This is a genomic window from Clostridium neonatale (assembly GCF_001458595.1).
Classification (GTDB): Bacteria; Bacillota; Clostridia; order Clostridiales; family Clostridiaceae; genus Clostridium; species Clostridium neonatale.
Genome location: NZ_LN890327.1, coordinates 465,247 through 482,181, shown reverse-complemented (window position 1 = coordinate 482,181; position 16,935 = coordinate 465,247). Strand labels below are relative to the sequence as shown.

Sequence of the window (16,935 nt, the reverse complement as noted above, 5' to 3'; positions counted from 1 at the left end):
GGACAAGCCTGAAGATACTATACACCTACAAAGTTTAATTTGAATTTATAATGCATAAAAAAGAGGTATCGCAGATTTTTTATGCGATACCCCTTATATATACAGTAATTTCATTCTATATTATCATTAATTCTTATCATTCTATATCCAACACCTATATGAGTTTGAATATATTTGGGAGCTGATGGCTTTTCTTCGATTTTCTTTCTAAGAGTTGCCATAAAAACTCTTAATGAAGGTGTATCATTAGGTAAAACATTGCCCCATATTTCTTTTAAAATAAAGTTATGAGTTAGAACTTTACCAACATTTTTTGCTAATAGACATAATAATTTATATTCTATAGGTGTTAGGTGAATTTCGTTATCTTTCATAAAAACGCACCTTGCTGCATAATCTATTTTTAGTTCTCCATTAATAAATAAACTGCTATTTTTATCTTTTATATCATTACTATAATTAATCCTTCTTAATGTAACTCTTAATCTGGCTAATAATTCATCTACACTAAATGGCTTTGTTAAATAGTCATCAGCGCCAGAATCAAGCGCCTCAATTTTATCTTTATCTTCACTTCTAGCACTAACTACTATAATTGGTACATTAGACCACGTTCTTATCTTTCTTATAATATCTATACCCTCAATATCTGGAAGTCCTAAGTCTAGAATTATTATATCAGGTTTTGATGTTACAGCTTCCATAATAGCTGATTCACCATTCTCTGCAATATGATATCTATAATTTTGAGTCTCTAATGTAGTTATAATTAAATTTCTAATAGCTTTATCATCTTCTACTACTAAAATATGTGGTTTATTCATCTAGTTTAACCTCCTCTTCCTGTAAAGTAAATCCAAAAGTACTTCCCTTAGGTATATTATCTTTTACGTAAATTTCTCCGCCATGAGCATTTATTATTGACTTACATAGTGACAATCCCAATCCAAGGCCTCTTCTGCCATCTCCATGCTTATCATTTATTGTAAAAAACATATCAAATATCTTGTCTTTAACCGAATCACTAATTCCATATCCATTATCAGAAATTTCAACTACAATCATTTTTTCTTTTCTAGCTGCAGAAATTCTTATATTTGAACCTTTTGGCGTATATTTTATAGCATTATTCACAATATTTATTATTACTTGAATTATTAGTCTGGAATCCATTTTAGCCATCATCAAATCATCTTCTACCAATACTTCTATATTGTATTCTGATTTCTTTCTATTAACATGAAGTAAAGCTTCCTGTATAACTTCATCAATTAACTCAGGTTCTATTTTTATATTCATTGAACCATTTTCAATACGTGTTATAGATAATAGATTTTCAACCAAGTTTATTAGCCACATTGAATCATCATAAATATCTGAATACAGCTCCTGCTTTTTTTCATCATTCAATATATTAGAGTTTTTCATCAAAATTCCTGCATTTCCTGATATACTAGTAAGTGGAGTACGTAAATCATGTGAAATAGCTCTTAACAAATTTGCCCTTAGTTTTTCCTGATCTGCTTTCATCTTTATCTTATTTTTACTTATATTAATCTCCTCTTTTTCTAAGGATATTGCACTTTCACCTAAAACTGCAATTAATAAATTCTTTTCAAATGGATCTAAAATTTCATTTTTATCTATAGGAATTGCAATTACTGCAAATGATTTTTCATAATTTCTTATTGCTAAATAAAGACACTTAGCCCCTGGTAATGTATCAGTTGTTGCTCCTGCATGTTTTTTATTTTTAAACACCCATTCTGCAACTGCATGCTCTTCTTCTGTTATATATTGTTTAATATCCGTATCATTATCTTTTTTAAATATAATTGGTTCTAAATTTCCTTTATCATTTTGTATATATAATATTATGGGTTTATCCAATAATTTCTTTGTTTGATATGCTGTTTCATTAAATATCTCTTCTTTACTCTTTGCAAGTTGCAATTTCTGACTGGTTTCTAACAACACTTCGGTTCTATAAGCTTTTTTTGCTGAATTTTGAGCTTCTATCTTTACTCTTGTTGCTAATTTGCTAGATAAAACAGAAGATACAAGCATAACTAAAAATGTAACTGGATAGCTAGCATCATATGCCTTTAATGTAAGCCTAGGTTCAGTAAACATAAAATCGTATGTTAAAACTCCCAGTATTGATATTAATATTCCATAAGTCTTACCACTTGTGATAATAGAAGTAATTAAAACTCCCAAAAGATACATAATAATAATATTCGATTCCCCATATCCTAAATTATAAAATATTAATCCAGTTATTGTAGTAATTAATAATACTCCTAATGTTTTTGAAATATCTATTACTGTAAATTTAGGTATTTCTATTCTTTTAATATTTATTTTATTATACTTTTTTGAATTATCTGGAATAATGTAGATATCTATATTAGGTGCAAGCTCAGTCAGCTTATCTACTAGAGTTTTCTTATTTATAAGTAATCCTTTCCTCGTATTTGATCTACCAAGTACAATTTTAGATACTCCACTTATTTTTGCATATTCTGATATTTGACTCGCAATATCTTCTCCATATACAGTCGCAATTCTTGCTCCAAGTTGTTCAGCTAATTTTAAATTCTTCTCCAGACTAATTCTATTATCTTTTTCGAATTCTTTAGTATTTGGAGTTTCAACAAATAACGCTGTAAATAGTCCATCAAATGCGGATGCCATTCTAGCTGCAGTTCTAATCACTTTGGCATTACTTGGTGCACTTGAAAGACATATTAAAATATGTTCTTCAGTATAATAGCCACTCTTGTTATTTTCTCTTTCCTTATCTATTTTCTTATTTACAGCATCAGCCGTACGTCTTAATGCAATTTCCCTCAATGCAACTAATTTTTCCTTTGTAAAAAAGTTTACTAGCGCTCTTTTTACTTGATTTTCTTTATATATTTTTCCTTGATTTAATCGTGCAATTAAATCTTCTGGTTCAATATCTACTAATTCAACTTGGTCAGCATCATCAAAAACACTATCTGGAACCCTTTCACGTACAATTACACCTGTTATTGATGCTACAATATCATTTAAACTTTCAATATGCTGAACATTTACTGTTGTATAAACATCTATTCCATTTTCCAGCAATTCTTTTATATCTTGATATCTCTTTATATGCCTGCATTGTTCTGCATTACTGTGAGCTAACTCATCTACTAAAATTAGTTGTGGCTTTCTTTTGATTGCTCCATCAAGATCAAATTCATTTAATGTAATTCCTTTATACTGTATTTTTAAATTAGGAAGCATCTCAAGACCTTCTAAAAGTGCAAGTGTTTCAACTCTTGTATGCGGTTCTATATATCCTGCTACTATATCAATTCCACTCTTCTTTGCTTCATGTGCAGCTTCAAGCATAGCAAATGTTTTTCCAACTCCTGCTGCATATCCAAAAAATATTTTTAGTCTTCCTTTCCTCTTCACATTTTCTTCTTTTTCATCTAAGATTTGTTTTAAGACTGCATCTGGATTAGGTCGCTCCTCTATCATATATTCCACCTCCAAAATCAATTTTAATTTTATAAAATCTTCTTGTAAATAAATTATACTATAGCCAAAATAATTATTTTATAAATATTTTAGCTATAGTATAAAGATTGTGTTAATATTATTATTTTCTTTATATTATTTCAAAATTCCATCAAGTGCAAGATTTACCTCTAATACATTAACTGTTTTTTCTCCAAGCACTCCTAGCAATTTATTATCTGTATATTTATCAATTATTGATTGTACTTCTTCTTTTGACATATTATTATTTTTTGCAATCCGATCCACTTGATACTCAGCTGCTGCTACTGAAATATGTGGATCTAATCCACTTCCTGAACATGTTACTAAATCAACTGGAATAGGAGTGTCCCCTTTTTCTGGATGTGCTTCTTTAATTTTTTTAATGCGTTCATTAATTACTGACTGTAATTCATCACTTGTTGGAGTTAAATTTGATGCCCACGCATATGCGACCTTATTCCCTTTATCATCTGTAAAAGTGTCTGTATCAATATTCATTATTCTTCCCCATAAATGTTTTTCATCAGTATATTGCTGTGCTAATAATGCACTTCCATATTTCTTACCATCAATCTCTATAATACTTCCATTAGCCTGTTTGGGAAATAATATTTGAGAGATACCTGTTATGACCAATGTATATACTGCTCCACATAAAACTGTAAATATTAAAAATATTATTAAAGCTTTTGGAAATACTGCTTTAAAATCTTTCATTAAAATCATCCTTTCTTAAATAATACCTATTGAAGTAATAATCACATCAATTATTTTTATAGCTATAAATGGTACCACTATACCACCTAAACCATATACAAGAAGATTTCTTGATAATAATTTTCCTGCTGAAACTTCACGATATTTTACACCTCTAAGGGCTAATGGAATTAATGCTATTATTATTAATGCATTATATATTATTGCTGAAAAAATTGCACTTTCTGCACTATGCAAATTCATGATATTTAATGCTGATAGTCCTGGATACAGCCCAATGAATAAAGCTGGTATTATTGCAAAATATTTAGCAAGGTCATTAGCAATACTGAATGTTGTTAAACTACCACGAGTCATTAATAATTGTTTTCCTATTCTAACTATATCTATTAATTTTGTTGGTGATGAATCTAAATCAACCATGTTTCCTGCCTCTTTTGCAGCTTGTGTACCAGTATTCATTGCTACTGCAACATCAGCTTGTGCAAGTGCTGGTGCATCATTGGTTCCATCACCTGTCATAGCAACTAAATGTCCTTTAGCTTGAAAATCACGAATCATAGTTAATTTTCCTTCTGGAGTAGCTTCTGCTAAGAAATCATCAACACCAGCTTCTGCCGCAATTGCTGCTGCTGTTAATGGGTTATCTCCAGTTATCATAATAGTTTTAATACCCATTTTTCTTAAATCAGCAAATTTCTCTTGCACACCTTGTTTAATAATATCTTTTAAATAAACTACTCCAAGTATTTTATCATTTTTAGCAACAACTAAAGGAGTTCCACCCTTATTTGCTATTTGAGTAACAGCATCATCACACTCTTTACTGTATTTTCCACCTTTTGATATTACATACGCTCTTACTGAATCTGCCGCACCTTTACGAATTTCATTTCCATTAAAATTAACACCACTCATACGAGTCTTTGCTGTGAATGGTACAAATTCCATATTAAGCTCACTTATATTTCTTTCTCTAATTCCAAACCTTTCCTTAGCAAGAACTACTATGCTACGTCCTTCTGGTGTTTCATCTACTAATGATGAAAGCTGAGCTGCATCTGCTAATTCTTTTTCTGATGCACCATCTACTGGTATAAATTCACAAGCTTGACGATTACCAAGAGTAATAGTTCCTGTTTTATCTAACATTAATATATCTACATCACCCGCTGCTTCAATGGCACGTCCACTCATTGCCAAAACATTAGCTTGATTTAAACGACTCATACCAGCAATACCAATAGCTGAAAGTAATGCACCTATTGTTGTTGGTGCTAAACATACAAGTAACGCAACTAAAGAAGTTACTGAGATTGGATTTACTTTTCCTGCTTGATTAGCTGAAAAAATTGAATATGAATATAATGAAACTGTAACTAATAAGAATATAATTGTTAATGCAACCAATAAAATTTGTAATGCTATTTCATTAGGAGTCTTTTTACGAGAAGCTCCTTCAACCATTGCAATCATTTTGTCAAGAAAGCTTTCTCCAGCTTCACTTGTAATCTCAATAACCAACCAATCTGAAGTAACTGTAGTACCACCAGTAACAGCACTTCTATCTCCGCCGCTTTCTCTTATAACAGGTGCTGATTCTCCTGTTATTGCACTTTCATCAACTGATGCTGCACCATCAATTACTTCACCATCTGCTGGTATTTGTTCGCCAGCTTTTACAATCACTATATCACCTTTTTTAAGTAATGCTGATGAAACTTTTATTATTTCATCTTTTTTATCTACTGAAGGTATTTTATGAGCTTCTACATCCTTTTTACTAGCTCTTAGCGCATCTGCTTGTGCTTTACCACGCCCTTGTGCTATTGCTTCTGCAAAGTTTGCAAATAATACTGTAAGCCATAGAATTATTGTAATTCCCAGTATAAAACCTGGCTTTGCATCTCTAATACCAACTAGTGAAACTACATATAAAATAGTTGTTAATATAGATGAAATGTATACAAGAAACATAACTGGATTTTCCATTTGAGTTTTAGGTGATAATTTTATAAAAGAATCCTTAATGGCTCTTATTATCATTTTTTTATCAGCAAAACTACTCTTATTTTCATTCATATTCGTCACCTCATTTAACCTAACATTTGAAAGAATTCAGCAATAGGTCCAAGTGCTAATGCTGGAAAGAAGCTTAATGCTCCAATAAGTAATACTACAAATATTAAAAGACATACAAACATAGCATTATGTGTTGGTAATGTTCCTTCACTTTCTGCAACCTTTTTCTTTTTAACTAAGCTTCCTGCTATTGCAAGAGTACATACCATAGGAACAAAACGTGCAAATAACATAACAAAACCTAAACTTACATTTAAAAATGGTGTATTTGCATTTAATCCAGCAAATGCAGAACCATTGTTACCACCTGCTGAAGAGTACGCATAAAGTATTTCTGAAAATCCATGAGCTCCACTATTTTTTAAACTATCAACCATTGAAGGTAATAATGTAGCTATTCCACTACCTATTAATATTGCTATAGGTGTTGCCAAACATACTAATACGGCCATTTTCATTTCAAATGGTTCTATTTTCTTTCCTAAATATTCAGGCGTTCTGCCAACCATAAGCCCTGCCATAAATACTGTTAATATTGCAAAACTTAACATTCCATAAAGTCCGCAGCCGACTCCTCCAAATATAACTTCACCTAACTGCATTTGAATCATTGTAATCATACCACCAATTGGTGTATAACTATCATGCATTGCATTTACTGAACCATTAGATGCAGCTGTAGTAAATGCTGACCATGTAGTGGATGTTGCTATACCGAATCTTGATTCTTTCCCTTCCATATTTCCACCTGCCTGGTCAACTGCTGATAGGTCAACTTGTCCATTCATTGCTAATTGTGGGGTTGCATTTTGTTCATTTACTCCTATTATTCCAAGTGTTGCAACTAGCATAATACCCATTGCTAAAAATAATGCTATTCCTTGTTTCTTATCTTTTACATTTCTACCAAATGTAAAGCATAATGCTGCTGGTATTAATAATATTGATATCATTTCAAATAAATTAGATAATGCATTTGGATTTTCAAGGGGGTGGGCTGAGTTAGCTCCAAAGAATCCTCCACCATTTGTTCCTAATTGTTTTATAGCCACTTGGCTTGCTGCTGGTCCAAGTGGAACCACTTCTTCTGTAACTACAGTTCCATCGTCAAGTGTTATAGGTTCCAGTAAAGAAACTGTTTCATATGGCTTAAAGTTTTGAACAACTCCTTGTGATACTAGAACTACTGATACTACTATTGAAAGTGGAATTAATATATAAAGAAGTGTTCTAGTAATATCAGCCCAAAAATTTCCTATTCCATTTTCTTTAGCTCTTATAAATCCTCTAATTAATGCAAATAATACCGATATACCAACTGCAGCTGAAACAAAATTTTGTACTGTTAATCCCATCATCTGTGTGAAATAACTTAATGAACTTTCACCTGAATATGATTGCCAGTTAGTATTTGTTACAAAACTTACTGCATTGTTAAATGCTAAATCCCAAGTTGTTCCTGGCAACTTTTCTGGATTTAATGGTAAAAACCCTTGACACATGTGTAGTAAAAATAATACTACAAAGCTAATAATAGAAAACGCTAAAGCTGAAATTGAATATTTTTTCCATCCCATGTCTTCTTCTTTATCTATACGTAAAGCTTTATATATAGCATTTTCGCATGGAACTAATAGTTTAGATAAAAATACTTTTTCTCCATTCATTACTTTACCTATATAATTTCCAAGCGGTATTGCTAGTACTATTAGAATTAAAAGATACAGTCCATACTGTAATAATACATTTGTCATTACTTATCACCTCTTAATAAAATATTTGTTAAATAAATGAAATATATAAATGCAACTAATCCTATAATACTTACTAATATATTCATTTAAATTCCCCCTTCCTTTTGATAGCATTAGTTTAGCACCAAAGAAATTAGTATGGTGTTAGGGTTTTTATTTTTGAATTAAGATTGTGTTAAGATAGTATTTGAATATTTATATAAAAAATAAAAGATAACTATCCAGTATAAAAATGGCCTTATATAGTAGATAGACTCTTTTTATGAGTATCTGCTATAATAAGGCCATTTTAGTATTCTATAGCTCTCTTTTATTAAAAATATATTTATAATTTAAATTTATTTACTAATTTAGATAATTTTAAAGACTTGTTTTTATTATCAGCTGAATTAGATATTATGGATTCCTTCTTTGTATTAATATTGTTCATATTTTCTGCAATTGTTACAGACGATTCAGATACTACTGAAATTGCTTCTGTAAGTTCTTTAATGCTCATTGTTATAGTATTTATTGAATCTGAAATTTCATCTGATATACTCGAGAACTCTGATGCCATACCTTTAACATTAGTTCCAGCCTGTTGATATGATAATGCTACTTCAATTAATTTCTTATAATCATTCAGTATATCTTTTTCAACTACAGATAATAATTCTGATGAAGTATTAGATAAATCTTTAACCGCATTTAATGCCTTATCAACATTAGATTGTATATTACTAACTGTTGATGCTGACTGTTCTGCTAATTTTCTTACTTCTTCTGCAACTACAGCAAACCCATTACCATGTTCACCAGCTCTTGCAGCTTCTATTGAAGCATTGAGAGAAAGTAAATTAGTTTGCTCTGAAATATCTAATATACTATTTGACATTTGTGAAATAGTTTCAACAACAGATATTTTTTCTAATGCTTCCTTCAATTTCACACTACATTTTTTATAAATTTCTTCAATATTTTCTTTTGATTCGATAGTTGCAATATGAACAGCACTTGCATCTTTCTCAATCTTATCTGCCAATTCTAAACTTTCACGTGCTTTATTCACAGACGCTTGCGTATTATTATTTATAGATTGTGAAATCGAATTAACTTCCTGCAAAGATGCATTACATTCTTCCATGCTAGCTGAAATCTCCTCCGTTGTTGCTGCCGCCTGTTCTAATTCAAATGACATTTCTGATAACATAGAATCTATTTGTTCACTGCTTGCACTTATTTCACTACTATTTAATTTTACTTCCTTCATTGTTGAATCAAGAGTATCTACACCTGAGTTTAATGCTTCTATAACTTGTCCGAACTCATCCTGCCTTTTTGCTTTTCCTCTATATCCTAAATTATATGCAGATAATTCAGATGAATATTTCTTTATATAATTTATTTCTACTGATAAATATTTTCTAATTAATAATGATATTACTCCCCCTATTATTATAGCTACTATAGTTAAAATAACTTGTTTAACTGCAATCTGATTAATTCCACTTAACACATCCTCTGAAGCAACAACTGTACAAATAGACCAAGGTGTATTTTTCACTTCAGTATATGACATAAAAATATCTGTACTTTTACTCTTAATTTCATCTATAGATGTTTCTTTTGATTTTATTTTATTAAGAACTTCTTCTAATTTTTCATTAACTTGTTCATCGGAATCGTTATTAAAAGCATCTATAAAATTAGTTTCATTAAATACTAAATCCATATTTTTATGTGCCACAAAATTTCCTGAATCATTTAATAAAAATGCATAACCAGTATTTCCGATCTTAACAGATTGAACAATATTATTTACATCATCTAATTTAATTGTACCACATAAATAGCCTACTATTGTTCCATTTTCACTATTTATTGGTGTTACAATAGTCGTTATTGATTCTTTTTCTTCCTGTCTTATGTATGGTTCAGTAATAAAAGAGCCTTTTTCTTGCATTGTTTTAAAAAATTCATCATTCGATTGATCTTTAATTTCTTCTTCTGAATCCAATGCGTAATACCCATATCCATTAGTATCCATAATAAACATTCCATCATAATTCCATTTTTCTATTTCTTCTAAAAGAACTGGCTTTTGTATCTTCCAATCCATTGATTGTATTTCTGGTAATGATGAAATATAGTTAAGTTGTTCTTGCCTATAATAAAACTCTCTTTCAATTGATGTAGCACTGTCTTTTGTTCTTTCTGCTAAAGTATTATATGTAGTTTCTAAAATATTACTCTTTGTTTTATAATACGATAAGAACGATAAGGAACAACATATTCCTATAACCAATACTATTATTTGAAACATTATTTTGTTTCCAATACTATAAAACGTATTTTTCTTCATGTTTTTACCTCCTAAGAATAAAGCTTCGCAATCGTTTGTAAAAGTGCGCATATTAAATTTTTAATACATTGTTATTTATAATATATATGCTTTTATCGTTTTCATGTATCTTATAAAATAATTATTTATATTAATATATTATTTTTATTTAATCATATTATCGACATTTTTTTGCTTAAACATTATATATTTTTTCAAAATATTATTCATTTCAACATTTACTTTATTTTAAAACACCATAGAAAATTGTTTTCTATGGTGTTTTAGATTTAAAAACTCTACTATATTAAAGCTGTATTAATTCTCATATTAAAATATTATTTCATTTATCATTTAAATACTTGAAATATATCTCAATAGTTCCATCGATATAAACTACAATATTATCTATTATTGATTTTATCATTGCATTATTCCAGTCTTCTGTTTTAGTTTCAAGCAAATCATTTATTCCACCTATCAATAATTTTTCTTCTTGCTTTATTTTTCTTCCGCTATTTGCGAAAGAATTTAATTCTTCTTTTCTATTGACTAAATGCTTGAGTATCTTTTCTATCTTCTCATTTTGTAATTTATAATTCATTTCACCAACATTTCCTTTAGTATATTCGCATAATAATCTAGTCGAAATATTTATCTGATCTTTTATTTTATTTTCTATACACTTCAATTCTTTTTCATATTTTATATTACATGTATTTTTTTGTTTTATCTTATTTTTTAATTCCTTATAATTATTTTTCACTATACTATCCAGCTTTTCTTTTATATAATTTATTAATATATCTTCCCAAATAAAATTAGATCTATGTCCACATACCTTTATTCCTCTTAACTCATAATTTATACAATTATAAAAAGGTTTATAATTATTTAACTTTTTCTTTCTTTTAATAGATAATCTAGAGTTACATTCTCCACATATAAGTAAATTACTGAATAATGAAGAATTGCTTTGTTTTATACTTGTCTCATTATAAAATTCCTTAATTCTTTTTGACCTTTTCTTAATATTATATTGAACACTTTCAAAACATTCTTTAGAAATTATTGCTTCATGATTATTAATATGCTTAATCCATTCTTCTTTAGGAATTTTCTTTTTAGTATCCATTGTAACATCAATAGTTTTTGTTTTGCCCTGTGTAAGCACACCTAAATAAAAATCATTTTTCAGCATATTACCAACTGTAGTTCCGGCCCATTTTCCATTTCTCTTAGTAGGTATATTATTTTCTGTTAATAATTTTGCTATCTTATTATATCCATTTCCTTTTATATATAATGAAAATATTTTTCTAACTATATCAGCTTCAATATCATTTACTACAAAATTCTTTATTTCTTTATTATAATCATAACCATAAGGAGCCAGAGTTACATGAACCTTTCCCTCTGAATTGTAATTTTCCCATACTATCTTAATTCTTTCACTTGTTTTTTGAGCTTCCTGCTCTGCAAGCCATGCAAATAATCCAAATTTATTAGAATCCTGCTCACTATCCAAATTATCTTCTAGGAATATAATTCGTATTCCATTATTTCTTAGCATTGCAATGGCATCTAATGTTTCTCTTTGATTTCTCCCAAATCTAGAATAAGATTTAGATATTAGTATATCAAATTTTTTCTTTTTTCCATCCTCCAGCATATTAAGCCATTGCTTTCTTTTATATCCTTTTGCACCGCTTATCCCTTCATCTGTATAGATCTTATATAAAATACATCCGCTATTTCTTTTTAACCAATTTTTAAATACTTCTTCTTGATTATCTATTGATGAATGCTGATCTAATGTTGATACTCTTGATAAGAATGCTACTTTCCGCATAAGATTTTTCCCCTTTTAAAGTTATATAATTGTTGATTTAAAATTATAATAATCTTTATATTATAATTTTATCTTTTTTTAAATACATATCTTCTAGGCATTCATTCAAACTACATTCACCATAGTCAGCTATAAATTTATATATTTTTTTTCCACTTCTCTTAATGTCTATTTCTATATTTTTACTCTTATATATATTAATGGTTTGTCCATCATCTATTTCTTCACAAACCCTATAATATTCTTCTTCTGATATATACATAAATATATCCCTCATATTCTCACACCCCAAAATAATATTATATTGATAACAGTTCAAATTACATCCTAAATAATAAATTATGAAGTATCTTGATTGTTAGGATCCACTGGAGGCACAACACCAATACCTTTCCTTGAGCGAATAGAAAAACCTACTCTTTCTACTGGAAAATCTTCATATTTACCATCTAATTCATGTAGCAATTTATATTTACATACTGGACATAAATCACCTTCTATTTTTATACTTAGCATATCCTCAAATTTGCTTCTTAAATGTTTAGGAATAAGATGAAGAGGTTCTTCATGCATTGGGCATCCCTTGAGTGCATATATTTCTTCACACTCCTCTAATGCCTTTTTTAAACTTTCTACTATAGAAGATTTACCTGCACCTACAGGACCAACTAAATATAATACCTGTCTTGCTTCTTCACCTTTCATTGCCGCAGATTTTAAATAACTTGCAATCTTCATTATTACTTTATCAATACCATAAAAATCATTCTTAAAGAAACCATATTTTCTTATTACTTGGTTACCATAGATTTTTCTTATTCTTGGATTTTCATCAGGTTTTAAATCTTCAACTCCTTTGCTTAAAATCATTTCATATAGTCTTTGATGTCCTAATTTAGGTATATCCGGATTATTCTTTAATATCTGTAGATAATCCAAAAAATTTCCTTCAAATTTTTCTGTGCTTCTTTTTTCACGGTCTATTTCTATAAATTCTTTGAAATCCATAAATCCTACCCCCTTCTTATTAAAATATATTCAACCAAAAGGTGACAGTATTCCTAAAAATCAAATCTTTTATATCTATAATTAATATAATAACTTTTATACTTATATATCATTTATCTTATTTCTCATAATTAAATTTTAATATAAAAATACCTATGATTTTTAACTAAATTAAGTAGTTATAAAATCATAGGTACTTTTATAAAATATTACTTCTAAATTTATATAAATCTTCTATTGAATCTTTTCAGGTTCCTTATACTCAACACCTTTTGTGTCAACTGTAATTGATTCAATAACAACATCTTGTTCTGGTTTATCATTAGAATCTGTCTTTACATTTTCTATCTTTTCAACAACTTCAATTCCTGAGATGACTTTTCCAAATGCAGCATAATCTCCATCTAAATGTGACGCATCTGCTGACGTAATAAAGAACTGACTTCCAGCACTATTAGGATTATCTGGATATCTTGCCATAGATATTACACCTTTTGTATGTTTTAAGCTATTTGCAAACCCATTTGATGTAAATTCTCCAACAATTGAGTATCCTGGACCTCCAGTTCCTACTCCATCTGGATCTCCACCTTGTATCATGAATCCTTTAATAACTCTATGAAATGTTAATCCATCATAAAATCCACTATTAGCTAATGAAATAAAATTATTTACTGTATTAGGAGCGACCTCTGGATATAATTCTAATTCAATTGTCCCATAATCTTTTATTTTCATTGTTACTATTGGTAAATTTTCATTTGTTTCTTTTGTTTCTTTTGTTTCTTGTTCTGATTTTTCCTGAGTTTTTTCTGTATTTTCTTTTCCTTGTTCAGTAGTACTGCTATTTCCACAGCCAATCAAAGCAAATAAACCTATAATAAATATAGAACAAATTAATAATATATTTTTCTTTCTCTTCATCTTTCTCATCTCTTTCTACCTTTTATTTTACTTATATTATACATTAGTAGTATATCATAATATTTATTATTTATATTGTAGTTTTACAGTATGGTTATTAGTTACCATCTTTTTAGTTCCCAACTATATTTTTGAGCCATTTCTTTTGTCTATATCTTCTTATTCCTAAAATAAATTTGTATACTTCTTCAAACATTACCATAGCATAAACTATGTATATAGGTAACCCTAAGAATATACCACCTAAGAATGCCAATGGTATTCCAATAATCCAAACTCCTGTAACATCTAAAAATAGTGCCGCTTTTGTATCTCCACCACTTCTTAATACTCCCACTATATTAACTAAATTAAACATCTTAAATGGTAAATATATTATAAATACTATTAAACATTTACTTATATCTAATGCAACAAATTCGCTTACAGAGAATAGCCTTATAAGAGGCATTTTTATTAGAAAACATACAACTCCCATAACTAAACTTAAAACTAATTGCATTACTATCAAATACTTAGCATGAATATCTGCTTTCTCTAATTTATTAGCACCAAGTTCATTTCCTAATATAACAGCTGTAGCCGATCCAATTCCTTGGAACATTACAGTAATAATCTGTTCAACATTTTGAGTAATTGTGATAGCAGCCACAGCACCATCTCCCATTCTTCCATACACTAATGAATACATTGTAACTCCTAGTCCCCACATAAATTCATTAATAATAACTGGAGTAACTGTAATAAAGAACTTCTTAGTAAATTCTTTATTAAAATCTATAAGTTCTTTTATCTTTGCTGCTGCCGGACCATTTTTTATGTATATAATAGTTAAAATACTTAAACATTCTATTATTCGAGCTATTAGTGTTCCTAATGCTGCACCTTGAACCCCTAAAGCCGGAGCGCCAAAATGTCCAAAAATTAATGTGTAATTTAAAACTATGTTTATAAAAATAGATACTAAACTTATTACAACAGGTAATCTAACTTCATTAATAGAGCGCAATACTGCAGTATAAACATTAGTTATAGCTGTTAATGGATAACTTATTGCAACAATCGCTAAATATGATGCTCCTATGGCAATTGTATTTGTACTTGGAGTAAAAATATTCATTACTAATTTAGGACATAATATTCCTGGTATTACAAAAAAAATAGAACCTATTAATCCTATTACTAATGAGATTCCTAACACCCTTCTTATACTTTTTATATCTTTTTTACCGAAATACTGTGATGTAAGTATTGAAGATCCACTACATATTCCGAATAATAGTAAGCTAAAGACAAAGAATACTTTATTAGCTAGTCCAACTGCTGCAATGGTAGTTTCCCCTAAACTTCCAATCATCAATATATCTATAAAATTTAAAGTTGTATTTAACAATAGTTGAAAAGTTATTGGTATAGCTATTGCTATTGCTTTTTTGATGAATTTTTTATCATCTAGCATGTTTCTATAAAGTTGTTTCATATTCATCTCTTCCCCTCCTAAATTCATATTATCATAGAATTATTTATTTAAGAAGATATATTTTACATAATATATCAAATTTCAAAGACCATATATTATTACTTTATAATATATAGTAATCAACCAAAATCTATAATTTGAATAATATTCTATTTTTTGGTATACTTATTATGGTTAATACTTTATTTTGGAGGGGATTTAATGAAAAAGAAATGGGAAGTTGAAGTTGATGGAATAACGCATGAAATCGAATATAAGGCTGGCTTTGGGAAAAAGCTTATAATTGATGGAGAACTTAATAAATTAAAATCATCAAACTGGTTTATTAATGTAATTGATTATGAAATCACATTTAATAATACAGTTTGCCAATTAGTTGTTTTAGGTGCCAAGGCTGATTTAGCAGTTAATGGTACATTTTTAGGGTCTAATAAGCCTTATGAGCCAATTTCAAATGTACCTTCATGGATATGGGTACTTGTCGGTATAAGCACTTTAGGTGGAATGTTCTTTGCAGGACTTCTTGCATTACTAATTGGATTAGCAATGAGTATGTTGTATGTTCAATTTGCACTTCAAAAGAAAAATGGTGTTGTTATTGGTAGTTTTATTGGTTGTTGTTTACTTCAAGTAATACTGGCATTTGGAATAGCTTCACTTCTATATTAATAATTTAATAGGCTTTATATTATGAATAATGATAATAGTAAAACAAAATTATCCAATACGCCAAAACCAGTTATAGTAAATAAACTATCCCAAAAAAATGATTCTATATCTATCTCATCATTAGTTTTCGGAATAATGTCTTGTATACTTTTCTTTTCTATTATGTACTCAATTATTGTTGGAATAATTGGTTTAATTCTAGGAATTATCAGTATTGCTCAGAAAAGAGATGGATTTAAATTAGCTATTGCAGGAATAATTTCCTCTGTAATAGGTTTACTCATAGGTACTCTTTTCTTTATTGTATATATTTTATTTACCATATGATATTTCAATAAAAGCTTAATAATATGAATAAAAAAGTGGCTTCGCCACGCTTTATACGTAAAATATAAACCTTAACGCTATAAAATAAGCAATTGCTAAAACACTTTTTTAAATAAGAAGGCACTTTTTTTACCCATGCAAAAGGTCCCAAAACTTGCTTTTGGGTTCTTTTGCGGGACTATAATTTATTTTTTAACGTATTGTACTATCTAAATTACAGAAACGCTCTATTCTTAAGGCTTTTGCTATTATAAAA

At 28.9% G+C, this 16,935-nt stretch carries 12 protein-coding genes and 1 pseudogene; 2 read left to right on the top strand and 11 right to left on the bottom strand.

The window, feature by feature from the left end:
* Positions 1-110: 110 nt before the first annotated feature.
* From BN2920_RS05585 to BN2920_RS05535, 11 genes and pseudogenes are all read right to left on the bottom strand, one after another.
* Complete coding sequence (locus BN2920_RS05585; protein ID WP_058294027.1) at positions 111-824, bottom strand: response regulator; 714 nt, start codon at positions 822-824, stop codon at positions 111-113.
* Positions 817-3,519 (bottom strand): sensor histidine kinase, encoded by a 2,703-nt coding sequence (locus BN2920_RS05580; protein WP_058294026.1) that lies wholly within the window; start codon positions 3,517-3,519, stop codon positions 817-819. The genes BN2920_RS05585 and BN2920_RS05580 overlap by 8 nt, the downstream gene beginning before the upstream one ends.
* Before the next feature lie 135 nt (positions 3,520-3,654).
* A complete protein-coding gene (gene kdpC / locus BN2920_RS05575) occupies positions 3,655-4,260 on the bottom strand; it encodes a potassium-transporting ATPase subunit KdpC (RefSeq protein ID WP_058294025.1) in 606 nt (201 codons plus the stop codon).
* A 15-nt stretch (positions 4,261-4,275) separates the two neighbouring features.
* Positions 4,276-6,342, bottom strand: coding sequence for a potassium-transporting ATPase subunit KdpB (gene kdpB, locus BN2920_RS05570; protein ID WP_058294024.1), 2,067 nt, complete (start codon positions 6,340-6,342; stop codon positions 4,276-4,278).
* A gap of 14 nt (positions 6,343-6,356) precedes the next feature.
* A complete protein-coding gene (gene kdpA, locus BN2920_RS05565; protein ID WP_058294023.1) occupies positions 6,357-8,096 on the bottom strand; it encodes a potassium-transporting ATPase subunit KdpA in 1,740 nt (579 codons plus the stop codon).
* A 325-nt stretch (positions 8,097-8,421) separates the two neighbouring features.
* Positions 8,422-10,440, bottom strand: a complete 2,019-nt coding sequence (locus BN2920_RS05560) for a methyl-accepting chemotaxis protein (protein WP_058294022.1) — start codon at positions 10,438-10,440, stop codon at positions 8,422-8,424.
* Positions 10,441-10,762: 322 nt separating this feature from the next.
* Positions 10,763-12,271: a recombinase family protein gene (locus BN2920_RS05555; RefSeq protein ID WP_058294021.1), complete on the bottom strand. Its 1,509-nt coding sequence runs from the start codon at positions 12,269-12,271 to the stop codon at positions 10,763-10,765.
* Between the two features lie 55 nt (positions 12,272-12,326).
* On the bottom strand, positions 12,327-12,548 hold the full coding sequence (locus tag BN2920_RS05550; RefSeq protein ID WP_098021068.1) for a hypothetical protein: 222 nt from the start codon (positions 12,546-12,548) through the stop codon (positions 12,327-12,329).
* Positions 12,549-12,613: 65 nt separating this feature from the next.
* Positions 12,614-13,279, bottom strand: a pseudogene (locus BN2920_RS05545) (P-loop NTPase family protein); the annotation flags it as partial.
* Between the two features lie 234 nt (positions 13,280-13,513).
* Positions 13,514-14,203 (bottom strand): peptidylprolyl isomerase, encoded by a 690-nt coding sequence (locus BN2920_RS05540; protein WP_058294019.1) that lies wholly within the window; start codon positions 14,201-14,203, stop codon positions 13,514-13,516.
* 112 nt (positions 14,204-14,315) lie between these two features.
* Positions 14,316-15,683, bottom strand: a complete 1,368-nt coding sequence (locus BN2920_RS05535) for an MATE family efflux transporter (RefSeq protein ID WP_097919322.1) — start codon at positions 15,681-15,683, stop codon at positions 14,316-14,318.
* Between the two features lie 201 nt (positions 15,684-15,884).
* Between BN2920_RS05535 and BN2920_RS05530 the strand changes: the two genes are divergently transcribed.
* On the top strand, positions 15,885-16,352 hold the full coding sequence (locus BN2920_RS05530) for a glycosyltransferase family protein (protein WP_058294017.1): 468 nt from the start codon (positions 15,885-15,887) through the stop codon (positions 16,350-16,352).
* Positions 16,353-16,373: 21 nt separating this feature from the next.
* A complete protein-coding gene (locus BN2920_RS05525; protein WP_058294016.1) occupies positions 16,374-16,679 on the top strand; it encodes a hypothetical protein in 306 nt (101 codons plus the stop codon).
* Positions 16,680-16,935 lie beyond the last annotated feature (256 nt).